The sequence below is a fragment of the Leclercia sp. LSNIH8 genome (assembly GCF_002920195.1).
Classification (GTDB): Bacteria; Pseudomonadota; Gammaproteobacteria; order Enterobacterales; family Enterobacteriaceae; genus Enterobacter.
In genome coordinates this window covers 304,014-328,706 of record NZ_PQJY01000001.1, presented here as the reverse complement: position 1 = coordinate 328,706, position 24,693 = coordinate 304,014, and the positions used below count along the sequence as shown (strand labels likewise).

The following is a 24,693-nucleotide window of genomic DNA, read 5'->3' as shown; positions in this document are numbered from 1 at the left end:
GCTCCTCAGCCCCGGGCCCGTTCGGCCAGCCACAGGCGTAATTGTTTTTTATCGACTTTCCCTACCGGCGTCAGCGGCAGTGCCTCCAGGCACTCGACGCGATCCGGCAGTTTGAATTCAGCCACGCCCTGCTCGCGCAGGAAGCGGCGCACCTCCACCGCGCGCAGGGGCTGTTTCACCACCAGATACGCGCAGCTCTTTTCGCCCAGCAAGCTATCCTCCATGCTGACCAGCGCGGCGTGGATCACCGCCTCGTGGCGCAGGAGCAGGTTTTCCACCTCTTCAGCGGCAATTTTTTCACCGCCGCGGTTAATCTGATCTTTCTCTCGCCCCTGCACGGTAATGTAGCCCTGCTCATCAATGGCGATCAGATCCCCGGAGCAATAAAAGCCGTTCGCATCGAAGGCGCTGGCGTTGTGCTCCGGGCTCTTGTAGTAGCCGCGGAAGGTGTAGGGCCCGCGGGTCATCAGGCGCCCCACCTCGCCGCGCGGCAGCGGATTACCGTGCTCATCGGCCACCCACACTTCGTCATCCGGGCACATCGGGCGACCCTGGGTATTGATGATGCGATCCGGCGTATCGTCGAGCGCGGTGTAGTTCACCAGCCCTTCGGCCATGCCAAACACCTGCTGGAGCTGACAGCCGATCTCTGCCGGAATACGGGCCGCCAGGGTGGCGGAGAGTCGCGCCCCGCCTACCTGCAACAGTTGCAGGGAAGCCAGTTGAGTATTACCCGCCCCTTCCGCAATGGCCTGTAACCACAGGCTGACCGCAGGCGGCACCAGCGAGGTGACGGTGATCTGATGCTGTTCGATTAGCGGGAAGCAGAGCGTGGCGCTTGGATCGTTCGCCAGCACCACGCAGCCCCCGGCCATAAAGACCCCCAGCGAGCCGGGGGAACTCATCGCGAAGTTATGCGCCGCCGGGAGCGCGTTCAGGTAACGGGTATCAGCGGTAATGCCGCAGATCTCGTTGCTGCGACGAATGCTGTAGTAGTAGTCGTTATGGGTACGCGGGATCAGCTTCGGCGTGCCGGTGCTGCCGCCGGAGAGCTGGAAAAACGCCACTTCGTCCGCCGGGGTTGGGCTGGCGATAAAATTTTCTGCCGGGCGGGCCATCGTTGCCTCCAGCCCGTCGCCGCGCAGCAGCACCACGCGCAAGGAACGGTGCTGGTCAACAAAGGTGTTGAGGAAGTCGTCGCCAGCAAAGAGACCGTGAGCGCGATCGGCAATCAGCAGCGCGGGTTCAATCTGGCTGGCGTAGGCGTTCAGCTCGCTGCGCTGATGGCTGAAGAGCGCATTAACCGGGGCCACGCCCACCTGTAACAGGGCGAAAAAGGTGATGTAGAACTCGGCGACGTTGCCCAGCTGTACCAGAGCGGTTTCACCCCGCTGAACGCCCTGCGCCTGCAATGCAGCTGCCAGGTTATTGACGGACTGCTGGAACTGGCCGTAGGTAAAGCGGCGTTCGCCATCGATAATCGCCAGCGCGTCGCTGTCGCCGTGGCGGGTGAGAATGTCCGTCAGGGGCAGATCCTGCCAGTAACCTTTTTCACGATAGCGGCGGGCAAATTCGTCGGGCCAGCGGGTAAAGGGAAGGGTCATGATTAATCCTTAATGCATACCAAAAACGTTGAGCATGGTGGTCAGCTTCACGCCGGTTTCACGCCATTCGGCCACCGGGGAAGAGGCCGGAACAATTCCAGCGCCGGCAAACAGACGTACGCTGTTGGCCTGAATACGTGCACAGCGGATGGTCACCACCCACTCGCCGTTGCCTTCGCTGTCGCACCAGCCGACGATGCCGCCGAACAGCTCGCGGTCGAACGGCTCCAGCTCGGCAATCAGCTCCTTCGCCGCCTGGTGCGGGAAGCCGCTCAATGCCGGGGTCGGGTGCAGCAGGCAGGCCAGGGTCAGGGCATTCTCATCTTCACGCGCTTCGCCTTCTACCGGGGTGGCGAGGTGCCACAGGGTCGGGGTGGTGACCAGCTGCGGCGAGGCGGGCATGGTAAGCTGATGGCTGCGCGGGGCCAGAACCGCCTTCATCGCCTGGGTGACCAGCTCATGTTCGTGGCGATCTTTTGCCGAGGCCAGCAGCTTGTTGCCCGCCTCGCGATCGAGCATATCGTCCGGCTGACGACGGGCCGAGCCTGCCAGCGGCAGGGAGCTGAAGTGGGCCCCCTCTTTACGCAGCAGCAGCTCCGGGCTGGCGCCGAGCAGCACCCCGCCATCCTCCAGCGGGACATGGAAGTTAAAGCTGGCCGGGTTCTGGGCGATCAGTTTTTCCAGCAGCGCGCCGCTGTCGAGTTTCTCTTCGGTTGCGATATCGATCAGGCGCGACAGCACCACCTTGTTGACGCGCGGAGTAGCGGTCAAAGCGGCGGCGCGGGCCACCATCTCTTCAAAGGCTAACTGGGCCGGGATCTCGGTGCGGGATTTGACCGTCAGCGGGGAGGTCCGGGCGGCATAACGGGCAGACTGCTGGCGCGCCGGGCGGGCAAAAGGTTGCCACTGCTCCGGGATAAACAGCGATGACGGCTGGCGGGTATCGAATGGAATAGCCCCTACCATCACCGGGTTAGCGATCCCGGCGGCTTTGGCATCGGCAAAGGCCTGGGCCAGCTTTTGCTGAAACGCGCTGGCCGGATCGTCGCCATTGACGGCAGGGGTCGTGAAACGGGCAAAGCAGCCAGACGTGGTGAAACTGCGGTAAGGCGACATAAAAAAGAAGCTCTCTTTTTCCAACGTGGTCGCGTTGTGCTGAACATCCTCAGCCAGTGACGTATCCATATCATCCTCCTGAAATGATAAAAGCAGTAAGAATTATTATCATTTATATTTTCGCTGGCTAACCTAATCCCAGAGCGCAATGGTGTCAACAGCCCAGCGTGTAACTTGTGCGACTATCGCTTGCATCCCTGCGGCTCATTCATGAAAATGAGAAGCATTAACTTCAACAAAAACAGGATGCCCCTTCGTGAAACTGCCCGCCTTTTGCCGTAACACCCTGCTTTTTATCAGCCTTTTATTTTCAGGATTAACCTCAGCCGTCGCCGCCGACTGGCCGCGTCAGGTGACGGACAGCCGCGGAACGCACACCCTTGAGAGCAAACCGACGCGGATTGTCTCCACCAGCGTGACCCTCACCGGCTCCCTGCTGGCCATTGACGCCCCGGTGGTCGCCAGCGGCGCCACCACCCCAAACAACCGGGTGGCGGACGATCAGGGTTTCCTGCGTCAGTGGGGTGATATCGCGAAACAGCGTAAGCTGGCCCGGCTTTACATCGGCGAGCCGAGCGCAGAAGCGGTGGCCGCGCAGATGCCGGATCTGATCCTCATCAGCGCCACCGGGGGCGATTCCGCCGTCGCGCTCTACGATCAGCTCTCCGCCATCGCCCCGACGCTTATCATCAATTACGACGATAAAAGCTGGCAGGCGCTGCTGACCCAGCTCGGCACGATTACCGGCCAGGAGCAGCAGGCCGCGGCGCGGATTGCGGAGTTTGATAAGCAGCTCGCCCGGGTGAAAGCGCAGATGACGCTGCCGCCGCAGCCGGTGAATGCCATTGTCTACACCGCTGCTGCCCACAGCGCCAACCTCTGGACTGCCGAATCCGCCCAGGGCAAGCTGCTGCAACAGCTCGGCTTCTCTCTTGCCACTCTGCCCGCCGGGCTGAATCCGTCCCAGAGCCAGGGCAAGCGCCACGACATTGTGCAGTTAGGGGGTGAAAACCTGGCGGCCGGTCTGAACGGCGAAGGGCTGTTCCTGTTTGCGGGGGATCAGAAGGATGTGGATGCGATCTACGCCAACCCGCTGCTGTCCCATCTGCCGGCAGTGCAGAACAAACGCGTCTGGGCGCTGGGCACCGAAACCTTCCGTCTGGATTATTTCAGCGCCACCCGGGTGCTGGAGCGGTTAGAGACCTTGTTTAAATAGTCGTGCCTGTTGATGCCCGGTGGCGCTGCGCTTACCGGGCCTACGGTTCGTGTCGGTGTAGGTTTTGTAGGCCGGGTAAGGCGTAGCCGCCACCCGGCACATTCCACCGCGTTAAACAGTGGCAACCTCCTGCCGAAACCGGCGTAGCTCCGCCAGCACCACCAGCAATATCGCCCCCACTATCGCCAGCACAAACCCGCTACTGCTCGCCGCGGCTACCGGGGTCATGATCGCCCCCAGCCCGCCGAGAATGGCGGCACCAATCGCATCGCCGGTAACGTTTTGCGCCGTCCACAGGCCGTTGATACGTCCGAGCATCGCCTCCGGGGTCTGGGTCTGGATCAGGGTGTATTGCAGCAGCGAACTCACCGCGCTCAGCCAGCCAAACAGCGCCAGGCAGATCACCCCCAGCGCCCAGACCGGCATCAGGCTGAAGAAGCCGATGGCAACAAACGAGGCCAGGGTCGCCAGCAGCATAATCAGCCCAGGACGGGCACTCTGCGCCAGATTGCCGCTGGTGAGGGCGCCAAAGGCTGCACCCAGCGGGATGGCGGCATAAAGCAGGCCAATCTGCGACACGCTCATCTGCCACGAAATCGCCAGCGCCGGATAGAGCACCCGCACTGCGCTCGCCATCGTCAACAGCCCACCCAACAGGGCGATGCCGCCAATCAGCGGGTTGCTGAACAGAAAACAGATCGCCGCCAGCAGCGACTTAAGCGGATGCTCGCGCGGCTGGGGCGGAGGCGGCAGCAGCGGCAGACGCAACAGAGTTAAGGTGGTGATAAAGGTGCCCGCCGCGGCGAGGCCGTAGTTCCAGGCCACATTTCCGGTGCCGAGCAGCAGGCCGCCGACCATCGGCGAGATTACCGATCCCAGACGCACGGTGAGCATGGTGATGGCCCCCGCCTGCATCAGGTTTTCGCGCCCCACCAGCGCAGGCGTCGCCGCCAGCAGCGCTGTCACCCCAAGCGAGGCAAAAAAGCCGTCCCACAGTCCCAGGGCATAGATGGCGATTAACGACGGCTCCGGCAGCATGGCGTTCAGACAGAGGCCGACAAAGCCCACCCCGCAGGTACCACGTGCCAGCAGAATCAGCTTCTTACGCTCGTAGCGATCCGCCAGCACCCCGCCCACCATCAGGCCGATAAACATCGCCCCGCCGGTGAGGGTGACGGAGAGCCCCACCAGCCAGCTGGAGTGGGTCATCATCTGGATTTGTACCGGGACGGCCACGCCGAGCAGGCCAAGGGATAAAATAGAGATAAAACGGGCAATAAAAACAGCACGAAACGCCGGATGGGTCTTCAGCAAACTCAGATTGAGCAGCCAGGATTGTCGGGTCATTACAAAGCCTTAATGGTTTCTTTTGTACCAATTCCATGGCCGCACATGCTAACATAGCTAAATAAGATAGATAACGATAATTACTATCATTATCAAATCATGGACGTAGCTATGTCGTACTCCCTTTCCGCGTCACGCGCCGTTGCCGTGCCCGGCTTACTGTTACTGCTCACGCTGGCGATTGCCCTCAGCCTGTTGGTGGGCGCCAAACCGCTGCCCTTTTCGGTAGTGGTGGATGCCCTCTCCGCCACCTGTCAAAGCGCCGACTGCACCATCGTGCGGGATGCCCGCCTGCCGCGCACCCTGGCCGGCCTGCTGGCCGGTGCTGCCCTCGGCCTCGCCGGGGCGCTGATGCAAACCCTGACCCGCAACCCGCTGGCTGACCCGGGCATTCTCGGCGTTAACGCCGGAGCGAGCTTCGCCATCGTGCTGGGCGCGGCGCTGTTTGGCTTTTCCTCTCCCGGCGAACAGCTGGTAATGGCGCTGTGCGGCGCCTTTGCCGCCTCGCTGCTGGTGGCCTTTACCGGCAGCCAGGGCGGCGGCCAGCTCAGCCCGGTGCGCCTGACGCTCGCGGGCGTGGCGCTCGGCGCGGTGCTGGAGGGCCTCTCCAACGGCATCGCCCTGCTCAACCCGGACGTTTACGACCAGCTGCGCTTCTGGCAGGCGGGGTCCCTGGATATCCGCACCCTGCAAACGTTGCAGGTGGTGAGCGTGCCGGTACTGATCGCCGCCGCCGTGGCGCTGCTGTTAAGCCGGGCGCTTAACAGCCTGAGCCTCGGGAGCGACACCGCTACCGCGCTCGGCAGCCGGGTGGCGCGCACCCAGCTTCTGGGATTACTGACCATCACCGTATTGTGCGGAAGCGCCACGGCGGTGGTGGGTCCCATCGCCTTTATCGGCCTGATGATGCCGCACATGGCCCGCTGGCTGGTGGGGGCCGATCACCGCTGGTCGTTGCCGGTCACCCTGCTTGCCACCCCTGCCCTGCTGCTGTTTGCCGATATCCTGGGACGGCTGCTGGTACCGGGTGAACTCCGGGTATCGGTGGTCAGCGCCTTTATCGGCGCGCCGGTGCTGATTTTCCTGGTGCGCCGCAAGCGTGGAGGTGGAGTGTGATGGCCCCTTCCCGTCGTTTAGTGTTCAGTTGCCTGCTGCTGGTGCTGGTGAGTCTCGCCGTGGCGATCGTCAGCCTGCAAAGCGGCGCGGTGACGCTCGATTTCTCGCAGGTCTTTAACGCCCTCACCGGCAGCGCGCCGCGCAATATCACCATGGTGGTGACGGAATGGCGACTGCCAAGGGTGATGATGGCCCTGCTGGTCGGCGCGGCGCTGGGGATCAGCGGTGCGATTTTCCAGTCGCTGATGCGTAACCCGCTGGGCAGCCCGGACGTGATGGGCTTTAACACGGGTGCCTGGAGCGGCGTGCTGGTGGCGATGGTGCTGTTTGGTCAGCACCTGACGGCCATTACGCTTGCCGCCATGGCGGGCGGTATTCTCACTTCGCTGATTGTCTGGGCGCTTGCCTGGCGCGATGGGATCGAGACCTTCCGCCTGATCATCATCGGCATCGGCATGCGCGCCATGCTGATGGCATTTAATACCTGGCTGCTGCTGCAGGCGTCGCTGGAGACCTCGCTCTCTGCCGGGCTGTGGTTCGCCGGGTCGCTCAATGGTCTGACGTGGGCCAAAACCCTGCCCGCCGCCCCGCTGATCCTGCTGATGTTTGTCTGCGCCCTGTTGCTGGTGAAGCGCATGCGGCTGCTGGAGATGGGCGATGACAGCGCCTGTGCGCTGGGGGTGAGCGTCGAGCGTTCGCGCCTGATGCTGATGCTGGTGGCGGTGGTATTAACCGCCGCGGCCACCGCTATCGCCGGACCAATCTCCTTTATTGCACTGGTGGCGCCGCACATCGCCCGCCGCCTGAGCGGCACCGCCCGCTGGGGATTAACCCAGTCGGCGCTGTGCGGATCGCTGCTTTTGCTGGCGGCAGATCTCTGCGCCCAGCGGCTGTTTATGCCGTATCAACTTCCGGTGGGGGTGGTGACCGTCAGTCTTGGCGGGATCTACCTCATCGTCTTGCTTGTTCAGGAGTCCCGCAAGAAATGAGTGCCAATCTGACCCGCCTGCGCGGCGACAATCTGACCCTTGGCTACGGTAAGAAAATCGTGGCCGAGGATCTGCAGGTGGCGATCCCCGACGGCCACTTTACCGCCATTATCGGCCCCAACGGCTGCGGGAAATCGACCCTGCTGCGCACCTTGAGCCGCCTGATGACGCCGCTGCACGGCAGTGTTTATCTCGATGGCGAGCAGATCCAGCGTTATGCCAGCAAAGAGGTGGCGCGCCGGGTCGGGCTGCTGGCGCAAAACGCCACTACGCCGGGGGATATCACGGTGCAGGAGCTGGTGGCGCGCGGGCGCTATCCGCACCAGCCGCTATTTACCCGCTGGCGTAAAGAGGATGAGGCTGCGGTAGCCAAAGCGATGCAGGCCACCGGCATTACCGACCTGGCGGCGCAGAGCGTGGATACCCTCTCCGGCGGGCAGCGCCAGCGGGCGTGGATTGCGATGGTGCTGGCCCAGGAGACGTCGATCATGCTGCTGGATGAGCCGACCACCTGGCTTGATATCAGCCATCAGATCGATCTGCTGGAGCTGCTGAGCGACCTCAACCGCACCCAGGGCTTTACCCTGGCGGCGGTGCTGCATGACCTGAACCAGGCCTGCCGCTACGCCACCCATTTGATAGCCCTGCGCGACGGCAAGATTGTGGCGGAGGGAGCACCGAAAGCGATCGTCACCCCGGATCTGATCGAGCGGATCTACGGCATGCGCTGCATGATTATTGACGATCCGGTGGCGGGCACGCCGCTGGTGGTACCGCTGGGACGGCGGTAGAAACACGCCGGGTGGCGGCTACGCCTTACCCGGCCTACAAAACCCTTATGGCACGAACCGTAGGCCCGGCAAGCGCAGCGCCGCCGGGCATTGTGGCTACCCCAATATCTCCTTTAACACCGGGCCGATGTGCTCAAACGCCTGCGGGGAGATGATATCCACGTGGGCGCAATCCTGATGGTAGACCTCTAACTCCCCTATCCACGGCGCCCAGGCCTGCTGCGGATCCATCGTTCGCGTGCGTTCGGCAACAAACAGCGTCGCTTTGCCGTCAAAGGTGGAACTGTGCGCCGTGGTCAGCAGGCGCACCGCATCGGCGTAGTTACCCTCAATGGCGCTAAACAGCTCCCCGGATGTTTGCCCCTGCCGGGCGGCGAGAAATGCCTGTCGCTCACGTTCAATCTCCGCTAAAACCTCAGGATCCAGGCCGTTGGCATCTTTTTCGGACCAGTTTTGCGTCTCCGGCGGCCAGGTGTCGAGCAGGCCGAGGAATGCCACCTCTTCTCCCTGCGCCCGCAGGCGGGCGGCAATGCCCTGGGCGAGGGTGCCGCCCAGCGAATAGCCGAACAGATAATAAGGCCCGTGCGGCTGTTGGGCGCGGAGCGTCGCCAGATGGTGCTCGATCACCTCGTCCAGGGTAGCGCCGTTTTGCATCGGCCCCGGGCGCGGCGACTGAATGCCCGTGATCGACCAGCGCGGATTCAGGTAGCGAGCCAGGACGCTGAACTGCCAGGCAAACCCGGAGGCGGGATGGAAGCAGAACAGCGTCGGGCCGTGGCTTTCGCGCAGAGGCAATAGTGTCTCGTAGCCCAGACGCTGAGCCTGCTCATCGCTGATGTCGGATGCCAGTAAGGCGCTCAGCTTGCCTACCGTCGGGGCCACCATCACCTGGCCGGGGGTCACCTGACGGGCAAAGTGGCGGCTGAGGCTGGCGGCAAGACGCATCGCCAGCAGCGAGTGGCCGCCGAGGGCGAAGAAATCCGCCTCGATGTCGTTGATCTCACACCCCAGCAGGGCGGAAAACGCCGCGGCGACAGTCCATTCGGCGTCGGTTTGTGGCGGGCGCCCCTGGGCTTTAACCGTCAGTTCCGGCAGCGGCAGCGCCTTGCGATCCAGCTTGCCGTTGGCGCTGAGCGGCAGCGCGCTCAATTGCAGCACGACCACAGGCACCATGTGCGGCGGCAGTTGGGCTTTCAGCGCAGTTAAAAGCGCATCGCGATCCAGCGGCAGGCCGGATTCCGAAACCACGTAACCCACCAGTTGCCGGGCATCGCCGCCGGTATCTGCCGCCTGGTTGATGACGCAGGCGTGGGTTACCGCCTGGGCCACGTCCGGCAGGGTCAGCATCGCCCGATCGATTTCGCCCAGCTCGATGCGCTGGCCGCGAATTTTCAACTGATCGTCGCTGCGGCCTAAATACTCCACCGCGCCGTTATCCAGCCAGCGGGCCACATCCCCGGTGCGGTACATGCGCTCGCCGGGGGCAAAGGGATCGGCGATAAAGCGGCTGGCGGTCAGATCCGGGCGGCCCAGATAGCCCTGCGCCAGCTGAATGCCGGTGAGGTACAGATCCCCTGCCACGCCGAACGGCACCGGGCGCATCATCCCATCCAGAATGCGCAGGCCGGTATTCCACACCGGGAAGCCAATCGGCACGCTGTTGCCGGTAACGGATGCCAGCTCCGGGCCATACGCCGGATACCAGCTGACATCCACCGCCGCTTCGGTGGGGCCGTACAGATTATGCAGCGGCACCTGGGTGAGCTGCTCCCACTCCCGGCACAGTGCGGTGGGCAGGGCTTCGCCGCTGCAGAATACCTGCTTCAGGCTGGCGCAGCAGGCAACATTTTCCGGGGTCAGCGACGCGACAAAGGCCGCCAGCATTGAGGGGACAAAGTGGGTGGTGGTGACGCCATATTTCCCGAAGAATTCCTGCATCGCCAGCGGATCGCGGTGCGCCTCCGGCTCGGCCATCACCAGCTTCGCCCCGGCGATAAACGGCCACCAGAACTCCCATACCGAGACGTCAAAGCTGCACGGCGTTTTTTGCGCCACCACGTCTGCGGCGGTGAGCGGGTAGTGGTTTTGCATCCACAGCAGGCGGTTGACGATGGCGGTCTGCCCGACCATCACCCCTTTCGGCCGCCCTGTCGAGCCAGAGGTGAAGATGATATAGGCAGTCTGTTCCGGCCTGCTCAGGTGCAGAGGTGTGGCATCCGCCGCAGGCAATAGTATGTTGTAACTAAAAATCGCCACCGGCAGATGATCAAAGCGCGGGCGCTGGTCGTCAGTAGTGATCAACAGCGAGGGTTGCGCATCCTCGATCATCATCTGCAGGCGATCGTCGGGATAGCCGGTGTCCAGCGGCAGCCACGCGGCCCCCGCTTCGACAATGGCATGCAGGGCCAGGGTCAGGAATACCGAGCGCGGGAGCGCCACCGCCACGCTGTCGCCGGGCTTCACCCCGCGCTCGCGCAGGAGATGCGCCAGGGCCACCACCTGCTCGCGCATCTGGCGGTAGGTCAGCTCGTATTGCGCATCGGCCAGCGCCGGGGCGTCCGGGGTTTTCGCCGCCTGCTCCGCCACCAGCCCGCTCAGGGTGGTGCGCGGCAGCGGAACCGCGGTCTGGTTAATCTTTTCCAGTTGTTGATATTCGGCATCAGAGACCGTTTCGGCCTCGCCGCAGCGCAGGTCGCTGTTAGCGGCAAACTGCGCCAGCAGCCCATGCAGGCGCTCGACGTGGCGCACCAGGGTGGCCTCGTCGTAACGCTGTTTATTGGCGAGGATCTCAATGCTCAGCCCGCCCTGCTCGTCCGGGAACAGCGCTATCTCAAGATCGTTGACCGGGCCGGTGGCGAGGGTATGGGTCACCGCCTGAACGCCGTCGATATCCAGCTGATAGTCGAAGACCTTGACGTTAAACACCGGGCCAAACAGCGCCTCGTCACTGGCGGCACGCCCGCTGTCGCGGACGATCTGCTCGGCGTCGTAACGCTGATGGCGGCGCATCTTTTTCATCTGCCCCGCCAGGCGCTGGGCCAGTTCCGGCAGCGTCTCCTGCGGGTTGATGTTCACCGCCAGGGGCAGGACGTTCAGCACCGGGCCGGTGGCGGTCAGCGCCGCGGAGCCCATCCGGCGCATAAAGATAAACCCGGCGGCGTAGCTCATCCGCCCGGTCAGGCGGGCGAGCCACAGAGCCACCAGCGCCAGGGCCAGGTCGGTGCGCTGGCTCTGGCTCTTATTCGCCAGATTGCTGAAGGCCTGGCGATCGGCGGTCAGCTTCAGACGCAAAATATCGGTTGTGGCGGCGCGCCCCGGCAGCGGCGCGCTGGAGAGCGACACCGGCGGCGGCAGCTGCCTGCGCTGCTCCGCCCAGAAGGCGCCGTCGCGGGCGTATGCGTCGCTCTGCTGGTAGCGCTGATACTCCTCCACCACTTCAGCAAAGGGGGTAAACGGCGATTCCGGCGTGGCTTCCCCCTTAGACCAGGCGCGGTAAATCGCGGCGATCTGCCGGGTAATGGCCGGGAAACTGAAGCCATCCACCACTAAATGGTGATAGCGCTGATACCAGTACCAGCGGTTATCCGCTACCTGAAGCAGCAGGTGGAAGGCCAGCGACTGGCCGCTGTCGACGCGCAGGTTCTGATTGAGGTCGGCCTGCATGGTTGCCAACGCGGCGGCATGCGGATCGGCGTGGTGGCGTAGGTCGATAATTTGCGGTTCCGGCAGGGTAGCACTCTCATCCACCCACTGCCCGATCTCGCCGTTATCCTCGGTAAACCGCATGCGCAGGGTATCGGCCTGCATCATGCCCGCCACCACCGCTTTCGCCAGCAATGGCGCATCCACCGGGCCGGTCAGCTCGACATAGTGGGCCACGCTCCAGGCGTTGGGCAGGTCGGAGAGCTGTTCCGCCATCCAGATCCCCGGCTGGGCCGCCACGAGAGGGTGTTTTATGCTCATGGAGTCACCTGTGCAAAATGGGCCGGGATCAGGGTTTGCCAGTGGGCCGCCAGCCACTGCTGACAGGCTTCCTGCGACTGTGCCTCACACACCACGTGCCAGCCGTCGGGCAAGACGCACTGCTGCGGCCAGAGGCTGTACTGATCCTGGGCGTTTTGCACAATGGTGAACAGACCCTGCGAATCGTCGAAGGGGTTACTGAATTCCATACCAGACTCCATTATTAAATAAGAGGCTGCCAGAGAGTCATCAGCCCCTGCGTCAGCCCTCCCCGCCAGCAAAGTGCATCATGTCCGCCGTCCACCGGACGCCAGAAAACCGGCTGCTGTGTCTGCTGTAGCTCGGCATACAGCGCCTGACAGGCGCGAAAAATCAGCGGTTCACGTCGCCCCGCCTCAAGGACGATGCGCAGCCCCTGCGCTGAAAGTTGTTGGTTTTTGAGTTGTTCGATGATCACGCCCTCCTGCTTGCCGCCGCGATGTGGCCACCAGAACGACCCCGACTGGCTGAGCACGCAGCCAAAGCGCTGGGGCCAGTGCAGCCCGGCATAGAGCGCCGAGAGGCCGCCAAAGCTTTGCCCGGCGATCACGGTGCGATCGGCGCGGTCGCTGAACGGCTCCAGCGCCTGCACCTGCGGCAGTAGCTCCTCCTGAACGGCGAGCCAGAAATCGGGATTGCAGGGGAGCTCGCGGCTGCGATGGTCGGTGTCGATGACGTCGATCAGCACGTAGACCGCAGGCGGCAGCTGGCCATCGAGGGTGAGCGCCGTCAGCGCGGGCCAGACCGGCATGCTCTCGGCCCAGAACTGGCCGTCCAGCAGCACCGCCAGCGGACGTGCGTCTGGGGATGCCTCGCCGGTGATAAAAATCCATACCCGGCGGATGTTGCCGAGCCTTGCGCTCTGCCAGGTGATGCACTGCGCCGGTTGATACGGGGTGTCCGGGCGATCCCAGCCAGGCTGTAATGGTGCCTCGGGCATTTCGAGAGCCGAGACCGGATGGCCGCGTCCGCCGCGCCAGTGCAGTGGGTTACGCGGATCGGCGATGGCCTTTGGCAGCAGCCTGCGCCAGCCTTCACGCAGGGCCATGCGGTCCGGGGGATCGCTGGCAAACACCGCATCCGCAAAGTCGTCGTCGCGTTCAGAGGGGATAAAACAGTAGCTGCCGCGCCAGTTGGGGCTGAACTCCCCCTGCCACTGCCAGACGTCGGTTCCGTCAATGCGCTCTAGCGTCTGGGGGCGGGCGTTATGGTGGTGATCGGTCACGCCGGTGATATAGAGCCACACCCTTTTTAGCGGCGAGGTCTGCTCCGTGCCCTGCGGGTCGCGCCAGCAGAACGTCACCCGATAATGATCCCCCTCCCGCACCCGGTCGGGCCCCTGTTTCGACTGCCACCAGGCATCACTTCCCGTTTCCAGCGTCGTCACCGATTTAACCCCATGATTTGTTCTGAATTGTTGATTAAAGATAAACAATATCGATAATATTATTGATAACTATTTGCATTTGCAATAGCGTATGGGCGCGCTGTGGGAAGCGCGAACAGTTAATAACCATGCTCTGCGCTGCGTACTGACTCAGGATCGAGGGGTTTTCGCAGACTGCGGGCGATCTCCTTCCGCCGCCTCACCCATTCGGGACGGAGCCATGAGGCATGCGGCATCGAAAAGCAGGACATACAATGAATAATAAGCGTCACTCACTGGCCTTACTGGTCAATCTGGGAATTTACGGTGTGGCACTGCCTGCGATGGCAGCCGAAACCGCCGGGCACGAAGATACCATGGTGATCACCGCCGCCGAGCAGAACCTGCAGGCACCGGGCGTCTCCACCATTACCGCGGATGAGATCCGTAAAAACCCGTCGGCGCGCGATGTGTCGGAGATCATCCGCACCATGCCGGGCGTTAACCTGACCGGTAACTCCACCAGCGGCCAGCGCGGCAACAACCGCCAGATTGATATCCGCGGCATGGGCCCGGAAAACACCCTGATCCTGATTGACGGTAAGCCGGTGACCAGCCGCAACTCCATCCGTCTGGGCTGGCGCGGCGAGCGTGACACCCGCGGCGACACCGGCTGGGTGCCGCCAGAGATGATCGAGCGTATCGAAGTGATCCGAGGCCCGGCGGCGGCGCGTTACGGTAACGGCGCGGCAGGCGGCGTGGTGAACATTATCACCAAAAAGGTCAGCAACGAGTGGCATGGCTCCTGGAACACCTATCTGAATGCCCCGGAGCACAACGAAGAAGGCTCCACCAAACGCACCAACTTCAGCCTGAGCGGCCCGCTGAGCGACGCTTTCAGCTTCCGTCTGTATGGCAACCTGGATAAAACCCAGGCCGACGCCTGGGATATCAACCAGGGTCATCAGTCTGAACGTACCGGCGCCTATGCCGACACGCTGCCCGCCGGACGTGAAGGCGTGGAGAATAAAGACGTGAACGGCGTGCTGCGCTGGGAGTTTGCCCCGATGCAGGCCCTGCAGTTCGAAGCGGGCTACAGCCGCCAGAACAACCTTTATGCCGGGGATACCCAGAACACCAACAACGACAACAGCAGCAACGGGTTGGTGAAGAAAAATTATGGCAAAGAGACCAACCGGATCTATCGCCAGAACTTCGCCCTGACCTGGACCGGCGGCTGGGATAATGGCATCACCACCAATAACTGGGCGCAGTATGAGCACACCCGCAACTCCCGTCTCGGCGAGGGGCTGGCGGGCGGTCTGGAAGGGCTGTTCAACAGCGATAAGTTCACCGATACCGACCTCTCCGACGTGATGCTGCACAGTGAGATCAACCTGCCGATCGACTTTATCGTCAACCAGAACCTGACCCTGGGCGCCGAGTGGGATCAGCAGCGGATGAAGGATATGTCCTCCAACGGCCAGACCCTGCAGGGCGGCGCCATTGCGGGAATGAGCGATAATCGCAGTCCTGACTCCGACGCGGAAATCTTCTCCCTGTTCGCTGAAAACAACATGGAGCTGACCGACACCACCATGCTGACCCCGGCGCTGCGCTTCGATCATCACTCCATCGTCGGTAACAACTGGAGCCCGTCCCTGAACCTTTCTCAGGGGCTGGGGGATGATTTCACCCTGAAGATGGGTATCGCCCGCGCCTATAAAGCGCCGAGCCTGTATCAGACCAACCCGAACTACCTGCTCTACAGCAAAGGCCAGGGCTGCTATGCCAGCGCCGACGGCGTGGGCTGCTACATGCTGGGTAACGAAGATCTGAAAGCGGAAACCAGCATCAACAAGGAGATTGGCCTGGAGTGGAAACGCGACGGCTGGCTGGCTGGCGTGACCTGGTTCCGCAACGACTACCGCGACAAGATTGAAGCGGGCTATGCGCCGATCGGCCAGACCTCTGCCGGGAGAACCCGCACCGATATTTATCAGTGGGAAAACGTGCCGAAGGCGGTAGTTGAAGGGCTGGAAGGCACCCTGAACGTGCCGGTCAGCGACGCCATCAACTGGACCAACAACATCACCTATATGCTGCAAAGCAAGAACAAGGAGACCGGCGACCGTCTGTCGATCATCCCGGAGTATACGCTGAACTCCACCCTGAGCTGGCAGGTGCAGCAGGATGTGTCGTTGCAGTCGACCTTCACCTGGTACGGCAAGCAGCAGCCGAAGAAGTACAACTACAAAGGTCAGCCGGTGAGTGGCTCTGAGAAAGACGAAGTGAGCCCGTACAGCATCGTCGGTCTGAGCGCGACCTGGGATGTGACCAAATATGTGAGCCTGACCGGCGGCGTGGATAACGTCTTCGATAAACGCCAGTGGCGTGCGGGAAATGCCCAGACGACGGGGAATGCGACGACAGGGGCGTATATGTATGGTGCGGGGGCTTATACCTATAATGAACCGGGGCGGACCTGGTTTATGAGTGTGAATACGCGGTTCTGATGGTTTGTCGGGTGGGGGAACATGTGGCGGTGGAGGTGGTTCCGTTCACCATACTTTCCTTGCTTCTCTGTAAACCACGTCACCCGTGAACGTGTTAAGGGGGCTATCGCCGCCCCCTTAACAATCCCGGCTCCCGGCAAGAAAATCGCCGCTACGCGGATTGTTCGCCCCGTCCCTGGGGCTCACCCCTTCGGGGCCAGCGCAAGCGCTGTCCAAAATTGCTCCCGGCAATTTTGTCCTCAGCTTATTCCTTCAGGCTTTCGGGTCGGGCACCAGCCTGCATCCCTGCAGGCTATGCCCTCTCGGCGCATCCATGCGCCTCGCCCCGGCCTTCCGGAAACGCTTCGGCGATTTTCAGCCGGACCAGGAAGCCGCTGTAAGGCCTTTGTTTTTTGTTATTTCTTCATCGCTGTTTTTTTGGTTTTGTAGGCCGGGTAAGGCGAAGCCGCCACCCGGCGTTGTTGTCGTGCTGCGCCCACGCCCGGCGGCGCTACGCTTGCACGGGCCTACAAAAACACAAAACCAGCACCAGCACCAGCACCAGCACCAGCACCAGCAAAATCACAGCACTGAAGAATCGTAAAAAGAATAAATGACTCACAGCGATGCCCGTGTCCGGCTGAAAATCGCTGAGGCGTTGACCGCAGGCCGGGGCGAGGCGCAGGGACGCGCCGAGAGGGGGCGACCTACAGGGATGTAGGATCGCCCCCGACCCGAAAGCCGAAGGGAATAAGCCGAAGGGACCGCGTAGCGGCGATTTTCCTGGCCGGGAGCCGGGGTTGCCAGGGGGGAGGCGGCGAGCCCCCTTGGCACGTTCACAGGTGACGTGGTTAACAGAGAAGCAGCGAACGTATGGTGAACGGAACCACCACAGCATCCGCATGTTCCCCTCAACCCATTGCCATCTCCCTAAGATGCTTCTTCAGCTTATGATACTCATCAATCACATACTGTTCCGCAGCCTGCTGGTCAGCAATCGCCTCCACACGCACGGCGCAATACTTATACTCCGGCGTTTTGGTAATCGGGCTCAGGTTCTCCGTCACCAGCTCATTACAAGCCCCGATCCACCACTGGTAGGTCATATAGACCGCCCCTTTGTTCGGACGATCGCTCACCTGCGCGCGGGTGATGACTTTGCCTTTACGCGACGTCACCCACACCAGCGCTTCATCCTCGATACCCAGACGTGCGGCGTCCGCCGTGTTGATCTGCGCATAGCCCGGTTCATCGGCCAGCGCCGCCAGCGCCGCACAGTTCCCGGTCATCGAGCGGCACGAGTAGTGCCCCACTTCACGCACGGTTGAGAGCACCAGCGGATACTCCTCCGTCAGCTTGTCGATCGGCGCAACCCAGTCGCAGGTATAGAGCTGCCCCAGCCCGTTCGGGGTGGAGAATTCCTTCTCGAACAGGTAATCGGTCCCCTGATCGGCCTCGGACTCGTCCCGGCACGGCCACTGGATATAGCCCAGCTCGCCCATCTTCTCGTAGGTGGCCCCATAGAAATCCGGACACAGATGACGCAGCTCATCCCAGATCTCCTGGGTGTTGTTGTAGTGCATCGGGTAGCCCATCCTCGTGGCAATTTCGCTGATGATCTGCCAGTCCGTTTTCAGGTCCCACTTCGGCTCAACCGCTTTAAAGAAGCGCTGGAAACCGCGGTCGGCGGCGGTGTAGACCCCTTCGTGTTCACCCCAGGAGGTGGACGGCAGGATCACATCCGCGGCGGCGGCGGTCTTGGTCATAAAGATATCCTGCACAATGACCAGTTCCAGCCCCTCAAACGCCTTACGCACCGCAGAGAGCTCGGCGTCCGTCTGGAGCGGATCTTCCCCCATGATGTACGCGGCGCGCACTTCCCCGTGGGCCACCCGGTGAGGCAGTTCGCTGATGCGATACCCGGTATGGGCCGGCAGTGAATCCACGCCCCAGGCTTTGGCAAACTTGGCCCGGTTTTCCGGGTTATTGATGTACTGATAGCCCGGATAGGTATCCGGCAGCGCACCCATATCACACGCGCCCTGGACGTTGTTCTGCCCGCGCACCGGGTTCACCCCTGCGTACGGCTTGCCGAGGTTGCCGGTCAGCAGCGCCAGGCTGGTGAGCGACCGCACGGTTTCCACGCCCTGGTAGAACTGGGTCACGCCCATGCCCCAGAGGATCGCCGCGTTTTCAGCCGCCGCGTACATCCGCGCCGCCTGGCGGATCTCCGCCGCGCTGACCCCGGTGATCTCTTCAACGGATTCCGGCGTATAGCCTTCGACGATCTTACGATACTCCTCGAAGCCCTCGGTACGCGCCGCCACAAAGGCGCGGTCGTAGAGTTCTTCTTCAATAATCACATGCCCCATCGCGTTGAGCAGCGCGATGTTGGAGCCGTTTTTCAGGGCCAGGTGCATATCGGCGATGCGCGCGGTTTCGATTTTGCGCGGATCGCAGACGATAATCTTCGCCCCATTGCGTTTGGCTTTGATCACGCGGTTCGCCACGATAGGGTGCGAATCCGCCGGGTTGTAGCCAAAAATAAAGACCATGTCCGCTTTTTCAATGCCGACAATGGAGTTGCTCATAGCGCCGTTACCGACCGACTGGTGCAGACCTGCAACCGATGGGCCGTGTCAGACGCGCGCGCAGCAGTCGACGTTGTTGGTGCCGACTGCCGCGCGGGCAAATTTTTGCATAATGTAGTTGGTTTCATTACCCGTGCCGCGGGATGAACCGGTGGTCATGATCGCGTCCGGGCCGTGCTCAGCCTTAATGGCGCTGAGCTTGCTGGCAACATAGTCCAGCGCTTCGTCCCAGGAGACGGCTTCCAGCTTGCCGCCGCGCTCGCGACGGATCATTGGCGTCTTCAGGCGCGGGGTGAGAATTTTGGTGTCGTTGATAAAATCCCAGCCGTAATACCCCTTCAGGCAGAGATCGCCCTGGTTGGTTTTACCCTGTGCTGCTTCAGCCTTGACGACTTTGCCGTTATTGACCACCAGGTTGATTTTGCAACCCGATGCGCAATAGGGGCAAACCGTGACGACTTTCTTCATCGGTGTTACTCCGTTGGTAATATGTCCCCAGCGGTATGCATTAACTATGCCAGCCTTACAATTAAAATTAAGTGATTGAAAATAAGAGGAATAAATGGCGGGAAGGGGTCCATTCGTCAAAAGTGTCATGACGAACGGACAGCGGTGACGTTAGCGTACGACCAGGGCGTCGTAGCCTTTAAAGCGGTAGTTGATTAACGAGATAACCCAGCAGGCGACAAACAGCCCGACCACGATAAACCCGGCATTGTCGAGATTATCGTTCAGCGCCGCGACGCCGTTCCACAGGCCACCTTCAAGGCCCAGCTTATCTGCCAGCAGGCCCAGCGCTTCCAGCCCGCCGATAAACAGCGCCACCACCACCGAGGTGCCAGTGATGGTCATATTGTAATAGAGCTTGCGCTGGGGCTTGTTGAAGGCCCAGCCGTATGCGCCCACCATAATCAGGTTGTCGAGGGTGTCGATCAGCGCCATGCCGCTGGTGAACAGCAGCGGGAAGACCATGATCGCCCACACCGACATGCCGCTGGAGGCACCCGCCGCGGAGATCCCCAGCACCCCGATCTCGGTGGCGGTATCAAACCCAAGGCCAAACAGGAAGCCCACCAGATACATGTGCCAGCTGCGGGTGACCAGGCGAAACGCCGAGCGGAACAGCCAGTTCATCACCCCGCCGCGGGCAAACGACACCGTTTCCGGCACACTTTCGCCGCGCTTCATTTTGTTAAAGCTGCCCCAGACGTCGCGCAGAATAACCAGGTTGACCAGCGCCATCGCCAGCAGGAAAAAGGCGGAGACCGCCGTGCCGATGGTGCCGCCGGTTTCGTGGAACCATGCCATATTGCGGCTGAACGCCGTAGCGGTAGCGGCGATAGCAATGGAGGCCAGCACCACAATCGTCGAGTGCCCCAGCGAGAACCAGGCCCCCACGCCGCAGGGACGCTTGCCCTGCTGCATCATCTTGCGGGTGACGTTATCGATGGCGGCAATGTGGTCGGCATCCACCGCGTGGCGCAGGCCATAGCACCAGGCCAGCAGGCTCGCCGCCAGCAGCGATGGCGTGGCGTGAAAGAGGTAGAACGCCAGCCCCCAGGCGAGAATATTGGTTGCGATTAACGCCAGCATCAGCGCCAGGGCTTTGGGATGGTTATTGAAATATTTCATGTACATAGTCAGATCCAGATTCAAAGAAAAGTCGCGGCGGCAATCACTGCCTGCCCAAAAGCCACCGCCCCGTCACCGGCGGGAAGCCGCCCGGGAAACAGCACGGTAAAATCGCTCAGCCAGAACTGCAGACGCTCGCGCAGCAGGCGGTTGTGCAGCACCCCGCCGCTGCAGACAACGGTGGAAAGCGCCCGCCGCCGGGCATGTTCGCCCGCAAGGGTCGCCAGCCCTTGGGCCAGCGCGTCGTGAAAGGCCCACGCCCGGGCGTTGTCCGGCGCCTGCCAGCCGAGCCACTGGCGCCAGAAGGTGGCCATATCCAGCTCGCCGTTGCGCACCGGCATCGTGACCGGGTGGCTCTGCGGGGCGGCGCTCAGGGCCAGGGCTTCCAGCCGACAGGCGGCCTCCCCTTCGTAGCTGATCTGTTCCGGGGCGCAGTTGAGCGCCGCGGCCACGGCATCAAACAGCCGCCCGGCGGAGGAGGCCAGCGGCGCGTTCACCCCGCGTTCAATCGCCCGGGCCAGCGGCTGCCAGGGTTTGTTCAGAAGCAGGGCGGCCTGCGGCAGCGTCCGCCACTCGGGGACAAACGCCTGCCACTGGGCCAGCAGGTTGCGCCAGGGCTGGCGCGCCGCCAGATCGCCGCCGGGCAGCGCCACCACCGGTAGCCCACCCAGCTTTTCGCAGGTGCGGTAGTTCACCCGCAGGCACTCCCCACCCCACAGCGCGCCGTTTTCCCCCTGGCCGATACCGTCCAGCACCAGGGCGATGACATCCCCGCAGTCCCGCGGCCAGCCGTGTTCCGCCATGCAGGCCGCGGCGTGGGCGTGATGATGCAGCACCTGATGCTGCGGATAGGGCATCTGCTGGCCGAGCTGCGTGGCGCGGTAGCCGGGGTGGGCATCGGTCACCACCCGCTCAGGGGTAAACTGCCAGATGTCCTGAATGGTGGTCAGGGCCTGCTGCCACTGACGTTCGGCATCGTCATCATGCAGATCCCCCAGATGCTGGCTCAGCACAGCCTGGCCGCCGCGCACCAGGCAGAAGGTATTTTTGCGATCCGCCCCCAGGCAGAGCAGCGACGGGGCCTGTTCAAATCCGGGCGGCAGGTGCAGCGCATCCGGCACAAAGCCTCTGGCGCGGCGCAGCATTTCCCCGCTGGCGCGCATCACCGAGTCGTCCATGCGCTGGACGATATCGCGGTTATGCAGCAGCCAGCCGTCGGCGATCCCGGCCAGATCGCGCAGCGCCTGCGCGTTGGTGAGCGCAGGCGGGCAGCCGTTCAGGTTGCCGGAGGTCATCACCAGGGGGCGATCGAGATCCTGCATCAGCAGGTGCTGGAGCGGATTGGCGGCCAGCATCACCCCCACCTCATTAAGCCCGGGGGCGATGGCCTCGCAGAAGAGAGTGTGTTTTGCCACCAGCACCACCGGCGCGGCCGGGGAGCGCAGCAGCGCCTGCACGTCGTCAGGCAGCCATGCGGCCAGACGCGCGGGGATCATCACCGCCAGCGGCTTGGTCGGGCGGCGTTTACGTTCCCGCAGCCTGTTTACCGCCGCAACGTTTTGCGCATCGCAGGCCAGATGGAAGCCCCCCAGCCCTTTTACCGCCACGATCCCGCCCTGTTTCAGCATCAATACGGCGGCCTTCAGGGCGGCTTCCCGCTCCTCTCGCGCCTCGCCGCACACCCAACTGACCTGCGGCCCACATTCCGGGCAGGCCACCGGCTGGGCGTGAAAGCGCCGGTCCGCCGGGTTGCGGTACTCCGCCTCGCAGGCCGGACAGAGCGCAAACCCCGCCATGGTGGTGGCCGGGCGGTCGTAGGGCATCGCCCGGATAATGGTGAAGCGCGGCCCGCAGTGGGTGCAGTTGATAAACGGGTAGCGGTAGCGGCGCTCGCGCGGGTCGTTCATCTCTGCCAGACAGGCCGGACAGGTGGCGGCATCCGGCACCACCTGGGTGGTCATCTGGCTGTGGGTGCTGGCACGAATGGTAAAATCCACCGGAGGCTGCGCCCAGCGCCAGGGCTGCTCCTGGATATCGTCGATACGCGCCAGCGGCGGACAGCCGACGGCAAGCTGGCGGATAAAGGCCTGCGCCCCACCGACGAGACGCACCTCCACCCCTGCCCCATCGTTGCAGACGTCGCCCTGAAGCCCCAGTTGCTGGGCCACCTGCCAGACACAGGGGCGGAACCCGACGCCCTGGACTTTACCGCGAATGCGCACCCGCGTGCCGTTTGTACTCATTTAACTCTCCACCGCCTCACGCAGGCGGGTTTTCATGTCGCGATAGGTAGTCTGGGCGTAGCGTTCCGCCCAGGGCTGATCGGCGATGGCGTCGATTTTGACGGCGCAGTATTTGGTTTCCGGCGTTTTCGAGACCGGGTCGAGGTTGTCCTGGGTCAGCTCGTTACAGGCCCCGATCCACCACTGATAGGTCATGTACACCGCCCCCTGGTTGATGCGCTCGTTGACGTCCGCCCGGCTGATCACCTTCCCGCGGCGGGAGCTGACCCACACCAGCTGGCGATCCTGAACACCCAGTTTTGCGGCGTCCTGCGGGTTCATCTGCACAAAGCCCGGCTCGTCCGCCAGGGCCTGCAGCGCGGCGCAGTTGCCGGTCATGGAACGGCAGGAGTAGTGCCCCACCTCGCGCACGGTGCAGAGCACCAGCGGATAGTCGGCGTCCGGGAGTTCTGCCGGTTTGCGCCAGGGGACGGCAAACAGCTGCCCTTTGCCGCTCGGGGTGTCGAAGCGGTTATCCGCATAGAGCCAGGGCGTGCCGGGATGGTCGAGGGTCGGGCAAGGCCACTGGACGTGCCCCATCTCACCCATTTTTTCCCAGGTAACACCGTAGAAGAGCGGGCAGAGCTCGCGCATCTCGTCCCAGATCTGCTGGTTGTCGCGATAGTGCATCGGGTAGCCCATCTCTGTGGCGATGAGGCTGATGATCTCCCAGTCGCGCTTGACGTTGCCTTTTGGCTCAACGGCTTTTTCAAAGCGCTGGAAGCCGCGGTCGGCACAGGTAAAGACCCCGCCATGCTCGCCCCAGGAGGTGGCGGGCAGCAGCACGTCCGCCGCCTCGGCGGTTTTGGTCATGAAGATGTCCTGCACCACCACAAAATCGAGGGCCGCAAAGCCTTTGCGCACCAGGCCCAGGTCCGCCTCGGTCTGGAGCGGATCTTCGCCCATGATGTAGTACGCTTTGACCTTACCCTCCAGGGCGAGGTGCGGCACCTCGGTGATGCGCACCCCCACCTGGTCATCCATCCGCGCAGGATCAACGCCCCACGCCCGGGCGAACTTCTCCCGCACCTGCGGGTCGGTCACATCCTGATAGCCGGGGAACTGGTTGGGTATGACACCCATGTCGCAGGCCCCCTGGACGTTGTTCTGGCCGCGCACCGGGCCGACGCCGCAGTGTTCGCGCCCGAGATTGCCGGTGAGCAGCGCCAGCGTCGAGAGCCCTTTCACCACGTCCACCGCCTGCCCGAACTGGGTGACGCCCATCCCCCACATCACGGTGGCGGACGGCGCGGCGGCGTAGATGCGCATCGCATCGCGGATCTGCCGGGCGCTGACGCCGGTAATGCCCTCGACGTTTTCCGGGGCGTATTCGCGCACCGTCTCGCGCAGCCTCTCCAGCCCATCGGTGTAGCGCGCCACGTAGTCGCTGTTGTAGAGGTTCTCCTCCAGCAGCGTATAAATGAAGGCGTTCACCAGCGCCATATTGCAGCCGTTTTTGATCTGCAGATGGCGGTCGGCGATGCGCGCGGTTTCGATTTTGCGCGGATCGCAGACAATCACCTTCGCGCCGTGCTGTTTCGCCTTGATCACCCGCCGGGCGACAATGGGGTGCGAGTCGGCGCAGTTGTAGCCGAAGATCAGCAGACATTTTGAATGCTCGATATCGCTGATGGAGTTGCTCATCGCCCCGTTGCCGAGCGTCTCCTGCAGCCCGGCCACGCTCGGGCCATGACACACCCGGGCGCAGCAGTCGACGTTGTTAGTGTTGAGCACCCCGCGGGCAAACTTCTGCATCACGTAGTTGGTTTCGTTCCCCGTTCCGCGGGACGAGCCGGTGGTCATGATGGCCCGTGGGCCATACTTCGCCTTGATCTCCCCCAGCCGCTTCGCGGTGTAGCAAATGGCCTCCTCCCAGGAGACCGGCACAAACTTGCCGCCTTTCTGGTAGCGGATCATCGGCTGGGTCAGGCGCGGGGTCAGCAGCCGGGTATCGTTGAGAAAATCCCAGCCGTAATAGCCCTTCAGGCACAGCTGATTCTGGTTGGTGACGCCCTGCGCCCCTTCCGCGCGGACGATTTTATTGTTGTCGACGACCAGTTTTAATTTACAGCCCGCACCGCAGTACGGGCAGACGCTGGTGATTTTTTTCATCAGTAACAGACCTGCTAAAAGTGAAAAGAGAGGC

The 24,693-nt window shown here is 62.7% G+C and carries 16 protein-coding genes; 6 read left to right on the top strand and 10 right to left on the bottom strand.

Annotation, left to right across the window (positions count from 1 at the left end; genetic code table 11):
- Window positions 1-5: 5 nt before the first annotated feature.
- Entirely contained in the window at window positions 6-1,604 is a 1,599-nt protein-coding gene (gene entE, locus C3406_RS01565; RefSeq protein WP_103824171.1) for a (2,3-dihydroxybenzoyl)adenylate synthase EntE, read from the bottom strand.
- 9 nt (window positions 1,605-1,613) lie between these two features.
- On the bottom strand, window positions 1,614-2,789 hold the full coding sequence (gene entC, locus C3406_RS01560) for an isochorismate synthase EntC (protein WP_103824170.1): 1,176 nt from the start codon (window positions 2,787-2,789) through the stop codon (window positions 1,614-1,616).
- Window positions 2,790-2,976: 187 nt separating this feature from the next.
- On the opposite strand from entC, the gene fepB reads away from it, so the two are divergent.
- On the top strand, window positions 2,977-3,936 hold the full coding sequence (gene fepB, locus C3406_RS01555; protein WP_103824169.1) for a Fe2+-enterobactin ABC transporter substrate-binding protein: 960 nt from the start codon (window positions 2,977-2,979) through the stop codon (window positions 3,934-3,936).
- A gap of 111 nt (window positions 3,937-4,047) precedes the next feature.
- On the opposite strand, the gene entS is transcribed toward fepB, so the two are convergent.
- Window positions 4,048-5,283, bottom strand: a complete 1,236-nt coding sequence (gene entS / locus C3406_RS01550) for an enterobactin transporter EntS (RefSeq protein ID WP_103824168.1) — start codon at window positions 5,281-5,283, stop codon at window positions 4,048-4,050.
- Between the two features lie 111 nt (window positions 5,284-5,394).
- Between entS and fepD the strand changes: the two genes are divergently transcribed.
- The 3 genes from fepD to fepC are packed head-to-tail and all read left to right on the top strand — an operon-like array spanning window position 5,395 to window position 8,179.
- Window positions 5,395-6,399, top strand: a complete 1,005-nt coding sequence (fepD, locus tag C3406_RS01545; protein ID WP_103178625.1) for a Fe(3+)-siderophore ABC transporter permease — start codon at window positions 5,395-5,397, stop codon at window positions 6,397-6,399.
- Window positions 6,399-7,388: an iron-enterobactin ABC transporter permease gene (fepG, locus tag C3406_RS01540; RefSeq protein WP_103824167.1), complete on the top strand. Its 990-nt coding sequence runs from the start codon at window positions 6,399-6,401 to the stop codon at window positions 7,386-7,388. The genes fepD and fepG overlap by 1 nt, the downstream gene beginning before the upstream one ends.
- Window positions 7,385-8,179 (top strand): iron-enterobactin ABC transporter ATP-binding protein, encoded by a 795-nt coding sequence (fepC, locus tag C3406_RS01535; protein ID WP_103824166.1) that lies wholly within the window; start codon window positions 7,385-7,387, stop codon window positions 8,177-8,179. Before fepG ends, fepC begins: the two co-directional genes overlap by 4 nt.
- Window positions 8,180-8,275: 96 nt before the next feature.
- Here the strand turns inward: fepC and entF are convergent, their stop codons facing one another.
- The 3 genes from entF to fes are packed head-to-tail and all read right to left on the bottom strand — an operon-like array spanning window position 8,276 to window position 13,568.
- A complete protein-coding gene (entF, locus tag C3406_RS01530) occupies window positions 8,276-12,142 on the bottom strand; it encodes an enterobactin non-ribosomal peptide synthetase EntF (protein WP_103824165.1) in 3,867 nt (1,288 codons plus the stop codon).
- Entirely contained in the window at window positions 12,139-12,351 is a 213-nt protein-coding gene (locus C3406_RS01525; RefSeq protein ID WP_103824164.1) for an MbtH family protein, read from the bottom strand. The genes entF and C3406_RS01525 overlap by 4 nt, the downstream gene beginning before the upstream one ends.
- Before the next feature lie 14 nt (window positions 12,352-12,365).
- Window positions 12,366-13,568 (bottom strand): enterochelin esterase, encoded by a 1,203-nt coding sequence (fes, locus tag C3406_RS01520; protein WP_103824163.1) that lies wholly within the window; start codon window positions 13,566-13,568, stop codon window positions 12,366-12,368.
- 254 nt (window positions 13,569-13,822) lie between these two features.
- On the opposite strand from fes, the gene C3406_RS01515 reads away from it, so the two are divergent.
- Together C3406_RS01515 and C3406_RS26240 are read left to right on the top strand one after the other, a co-directional pair.
- Window positions 13,823-16,063, top strand: coding sequence for a TonB-dependent siderophore receptor (locus tag C3406_RS01515; RefSeq protein ID WP_103824162.1), 2,241 nt, complete (start codon window positions 13,823-13,825; stop codon window positions 16,061-16,063).
- A gap of 313 nt (window positions 16,064-16,376) precedes the next feature.
- Complete coding sequence (locus C3406_RS26240; protein ID WP_199182741.1) at window positions 16,377-16,646, top strand: hypothetical protein; 270 nt, start codon at window positions 16,377-16,379, stop codon at window positions 16,644-16,646.
- A gap of 307 nt (window positions 16,647-16,953) precedes the next feature.
- Here the strand turns inward: C3406_RS26240 and fdhF (C3406_RS01505) are convergent, their stop codons facing one another.
- The 4 genes from fdhF (C3406_RS01505) to fdhF (C3406_RS01490) form a co-directional block, all read right to left on the bottom strand.
- Window positions 16,954-19,101, bottom strand: coding sequence for a formate dehydrogenase subunit alpha (gene fdhF / locus C3406_RS01505; protein WP_103824161.1), 2,148 nt, complete (start codon window positions 19,099-19,101; stop codon window positions 16,954-16,956).
- 150 nt (window positions 19,102-19,251) lie between these two features.
- Window positions 19,252-20,265, bottom strand: coding sequence for a HoxN/HupN/NixA family nickel/cobalt transporter (locus C3406_RS01500; RefSeq protein ID WP_476629924.1), 1,014 nt, complete (start codon window positions 20,263-20,265; stop codon window positions 19,252-19,254).
- A gap of 20 nt (window positions 20,266-20,285) precedes the next feature.
- The gene (gene hypF / locus C3406_RS01495) at window positions 20,286-22,508 is read right to left on the bottom strand and encodes a carbamoyltransferase HypF (protein ID WP_103824159.1); all 2,223 of its coding nucleotides are present in this window, start codon (window positions 22,506-22,508) and stop codon (window positions 20,286-20,288) included.
- Window positions 22,509-24,659 (bottom strand): formate dehydrogenase subunit alpha, encoded by a 2,151-nt coding sequence (gene fdhF / locus C3406_RS01490; RefSeq protein ID WP_103824158.1) that lies wholly within the window; start codon window positions 24,657-24,659, stop codon window positions 22,509-22,511.
- Between the last annotated feature and the right edge of the window lie 34 nt (window positions 24,660-24,693).

Coding starts and splice junctions, on each gene's coding strand:
- entE (WP_103824171.1), bottom strand. CDS start 1,604: ATGACCCTTCCCTTTACCCGCTGGCCCGACGAATTTGCCCGCCGCTAT.
- entC (WP_103824170.1), bottom strand. CDS start 2,789: ATGGATACGTCACTGGCTGAGGATGTTCAGCACAACGCGACCACGTTG.
- entS (WP_103824168.1), bottom strand. CDS start 5,283: ATGACCCGACAATCCTGGCTGCTCAATCTGAGTTTGCTGAAGACCCAT.
- fepD (WP_103178625.1), top strand. CDS start 5,395: ATGTCGTACTCCCTTTCCGCGTCACGCGCCGTTGCCGTGCCCGGCTTA.
- fepG (WP_103824167.1), top strand. CDS start 6,399: ATGGCCCCTTCCCGTCGTTTAGTGTTCAGTTGCCTGCTGCTGGTGCTG.
- fepC (WP_103824166.1), top strand. CDS start 7,385: ATGAGTGCCAATCTGACCCGCCTGCGCGGCGACAATCTGACCCTTGGC.
- entF (WP_103824165.1), bottom strand. CDS start 12,142: ATGAGCATAAAACACCCTCTCGTGGCGGCCCAGCCGGGGATCTGGATG.
- C3406_RS01525 (WP_103824164.1), bottom strand. CDS start 12,351: ATGGAATTCAGTAACCCCTTCGACGATTCGCAGGGTCTGTTCACCATT.
- C3406_RS01515 (WP_103824162.1), top strand. CDS start 13,823: ATGAATAATAAGCGTCACTCACTGGCCTTACTGGTCAATCTGGGAATT.
- C3406_RS26240 (WP_199182741.1), top strand. CDS start 16,377: ATGCGCCTCGCCCCGGCCTTCCGGAAACGCTTCGGCGATTTTCAGCCG.
- C3406_RS01500 (WP_476629924.1), bottom strand. CDS start 20,265: ATGAAATATTTCAATAACCATCCCAAAGCCCTGGCGCTGATGCTGGCG.
- hypF (WP_103824159.1), bottom strand. CDS start 22,508: ATGAGTACAAACGGCACGCGGGTGCGCATTCGCGGTAAAGTCCAGGGC.
- fdhF (WP_103824158.1), bottom strand. CDS start 24,659: ATGAAAAAAATCACCAGCGTCTGCCCGTACTGCGGTGCGGGCTGTAAA.